At 66.6% G+C, this 3479-nt stretch carries 3 protein-coding genes; 2 read left to right on the top strand and 1 reads right to left on the bottom strand.

Going from position 1 to position 3479, the window contains the following annotated elements; all coding sequences use genetic code 11:
• Positions 1-777, top strand: a 777-nt coding sequence (locus WCE35_RS23700; RefSeq protein ID WP_424595741.1) for a 2-hydroxyacid dehydrogenase, incomplete at its 5' end; no start/stop codon positions are given.
• A 153-nt stretch (positions 778-930) separates the two neighbouring features.
• Here the strand turns inward: WCE35_RS23700 and WCE35_RS23695 are convergent.
• Positions 931-1731, bottom strand: a complete 801-nt coding sequence (locus WCE35_RS23695) for a HesA/MoeB/ThiF family protein (protein ID WP_424595740.1) — start codon at positions 1729-1731, stop codon at positions 931-933.
• 136 nt (positions 1732-1867) lie between these two features.
• Here WCE35_RS23695 and WCE35_RS23690 point away from each other — a divergent pair, with 136 nt between their 5' ends.
• Positions 1868-3232: a serine protease gene (locus WCE35_RS23690; protein WP_424595739.1), complete on the top strand. Its 1365-nt coding sequence runs from the start codon at positions 1868-1870 to the stop codon at positions 3230-3232.
• The last annotated feature ends 247 nt before the right edge of the window (positions 3233-3479 follow it).

Raw genomic sequence — 3479 nt, 5'->3', positions numbered from 1 at the left:
ATCGCCAATTTCGGCACGGGCGTCGACAACATCGATCTCGACACGGCCCGCAACCGCGGCATCACGGTGACCAATACGCCGGGCGTGCTGACCGAGGACACCGCCGACATGACCATGGCGCTGATCCTCGCGGTGCCGCGGCGGCTGATCGAGGGCGCTTCCATCTTTACCGAAGGCAAGAACTGGCCGGGCTGGTCGCCGACCTGGATGCTCGGCCATCGGATCGGAGGCAAGCGACTCGGGATCATCGGCATGGGCCGCATCGGACAGGCGGTGGCGCGGCGGGCGCGCGCCTTCGGGCTGCAGATCCACTATCACAACCGCCGACCGGTGGCGCCGGTTATCGCCGATGAGTTGGGTGCGACCTATTGGGAAAGCCTCGACCAGATGCTGGCGCGGATGGACATCATCTCGGTCAATTGTCCGCACACGCCGGCGACCTTCCATCTGCTCTCGGCGCGGCGGCTGAAGCTGATCCGCAAAGACGCCTATATCGTCAACACCGCGCGCGGCGAGGTGATCGAAGAGGAGACGATGACCAGGCTGATCGAAACCGGTGAGATCGCCGGCGCCGGCCTCGACGTGTACGAGCACGAGCCCGCGGTCAATCCGAAACTGGTGCGGCTGGCGCGCGCCGGCAAGGTGACGCTGCTGCCGCATATGGGCTCGGCGACCATCGAGGGCCGGGTCGAGATGGGCGAGAAGGTGATCATCAATATCCGGACCTTCCTCGACAACCACAAGCCGCCGGATCGCGTGCTGCCGAGCATGTTGTGAGGGCGCGACGGGAGTTGACGTGTCCCGGACGCGGTGCAGCGTTCTTCACGCTGCTCCGCAGAGCCGGGACCCACACATATGCTGATACGGATGGACCCCGGATCAGCAGCGCACCGCAAGAGCGCCGCGCAGCATCCGGGGCACGCCTCACGCTTACCGATACCCGCTCAAATCCGTCACGACAGGCTTATCCCCATTGAGCGGGTTCGCGGGATCGCGCTTGTAGCGCAGCGTCTCGAACCGCATCGCGCGGGCGTCGACCATCAGCAGACGGCCGACCAGGCTTTCGCCGAAGCCGACGATTTCGCGGATCGCCTCCAGCGCCATCATCGAGCCCAGGATACCGGCAAGCGCGCCCATCACGCCGGCCTCGGCGCAGGCCGGCACGGTGCCCGGCGGCGGCGGTTCGGGAAACAGGCAGCGATAGGTCGGATTGAATTCGCCGTCGGCGTTTCTTTCATGCGCGCGGATCGTGGTCAGCGATCCATCGAACACGCCGAGCGCTGCCGTGACCAGCGGCTTGCCGGCGAGGAAGCAGGCGTCCGAGACCAGGTATCGGGTTTCGAAATTGTCGGACCCGTCGAGCACCAGATCGTAGCCGCCGATCAGCGACATCGCGTTGTTCGCATCGAGCCGGACCGCGTGGGCCTTGACGTTGACATGCGGGTTCAGCGCGTGAATCTGCGTGGCGGCGCTGTCGACCTTGCGACGACCGATGTCTGGCGTGGCGTGGATGACCTGGCGCTGCAGGTTGGAGAGCGAGACGATGTCGTCATCGATCACGCCGAGCGTGCCGACGCCGGCGGCGGCGAGATACAACAGCGCCGGCGCGCCGAGCCCGCCGGCGCCGATCACCAGCACGGCGGCCTGCTTCAACGCGGTCTGGCCGGGGCCGCCGACCTCGCGCAGCACGATATGGCGGGCGTAGCGTTCGAGTTCGTCGGCACTCAGCATTTTCCAGGCATCCCTTACCCTTCGCCGTCATTGCGAGCCAATGGTTCCTGAACCCGACGCGGTTGTTGCCGACCAAGCAGATGTGCTTAATTGGCGGCACGTCAATGACCCTCCAATAATCCTCCCGGGATTTGTCATGAGATCGATGCTTTCGGCAACATTGATGGTCTTGGCGATGGGCACCTCCGCGCAGGCCCAGATGACGACGCCATCTACGGCGGGCGCCAGGCCGAAACCGGTTGCGACGGTGACGATCCGCCCCGCACTGCAGAAACCGGAGGAGACGGCGAATGCGATGGCGCAGGCGGAGCGGCTGGCCCTGCAATCGGACCTCGCCTGGGTCGGGCAATATAACGGCGCGATATCGGGTGAAGTCAGCGAGCGCATGGTCGCCGCGATCAAGGAATTCCAGAAGGGCCGCGGCGGCAAGCCAACCGGCGTGCTCAACCCGCAGGAGCGCGGCGTGCTCGCCGATACCGCCAAGCGGCGGCAGGAGAATGTCGGCTGGAAGATCGTTACCGATCCCGGCACCGGCGTGCGGCTCGGCATTCCCTCCAAGCTGGTCCCGCAGCAGGCCTCCGATGCCAATGGCACCAAATGGACTTCTCCAACCGGGACGGTCCAGATCCAGTTGACGCGGCGCAAGGAGACCAGTCCCACCACCGCAAAACTCGCCGAGCAGGAAAAGAAGGAGCCGGGACGCAACATCGACTACACCGTGGTCAAGCCGGATTTCTTCGTGCTGTCGGGGCTGCAGGGCCTGAAGAAATTCTATCTGCGCGGCACGTTCAAAGGCGACGAGGTCCGCATCCTCACCATCCTCTACGATCAGGCCACCGAAAACACCGTCGAGCCGGTCGTGATTGCGATGTCGAGCGCGTTCAACGCCTTTCCGGCCGGCGCACAGGTTGCCGGCCCGGCGCCGCGCAAAACCGTCGAATACGGCACCGGGGTCGTGGTCAGCGACGACGGCGCGATCGTGGCCGACCGCCAGATCACCGACGGCTGCCTGGCGATCGCCGTTGCCGGCTACGGCAATGCCGATCGCATCGCCGAGGACAAGGATCACGATCTTGCGCTGCTGCGCCTCTACGGCGCGCGCGGGCTGAAGCCGCTCGATATCGCCGGCAGTGGCGCGAGGACGGCGCTCGATCTCACCGGGATTGCCGATCCACAGAGCCAGGGCGGCGCCGCGGCTGCGAGCAGCGTCAAGGCGTCGGCCGCCCAGACCGGCGGCGGCAATGACAACGCGCTGACGCCGGCGCCGGCGCTCGGCTTTTCCGGCGCGGCTGCGCTGGACAGCGCGGGCAAATTCGCTGGCATCGCGCTGTTGAAGCCGATGGTGGTCGCAGGGCCGCCTAATGCCGCGCCCGCGGCGCAAGCAACGCTGGTGCCGGCGGATACCGTGCGCGATTTCCTCAGGGCCAATGGCGTGAATGTGTCGGGCGGATCATCCGATGCGAAGGCGGCGGTCGTGCGCGTGATCTGCGTGCGGAAGTAGGCCTCCTTTCCCGGACACGGTGCAGCGTGCCATCAGCGCGTTTACGCGCGTCTTCGACGCACCATGGCTGCTCCGCGGAGCCGGGACCTGCTCTCCTGCCAACACGAAGGGCCCCGGCTCTGCAGCGCACCGCTGGCGCGCTGCGCGGCGTCCGGGGCAGAGAAGTTTAAGCCAGCCCAAACCGCACGCCCGCCCGCGCCAGGCCCCCGGCAATGCCGATCGGCGTGCCGTCGGCGCGCCAGCAGGC

This window comes from Bradyrhizobium sp. (assembly GCF_049691595.1).
Lineage (GTDB): Bacteria > Pseudomonadota > Alphaproteobacteria > Rhizobiales > Xanthobacteraceae > Bradyrhizobium.
Note: the sequence above shows the minus strand (reverse complement) of the source record. Positions and strands in the feature narration are given on the sequence as shown.

Coding starts and splice junctions, on each gene's coding strand:
- WCE35_RS23695 (WP_424595740.1), bottom strand. CDS start 1,731: ATGCTGAGTGCCGACGAACTCGAACGCTACGCCCGCCATATCGTGCTG.
- WCE35_RS23690 (WP_424595739.1), top strand. CDS start 1,868: ATGAGATCGATGCTTTCGGCAACATTGATGGTCTTGGCGATGGGCACC.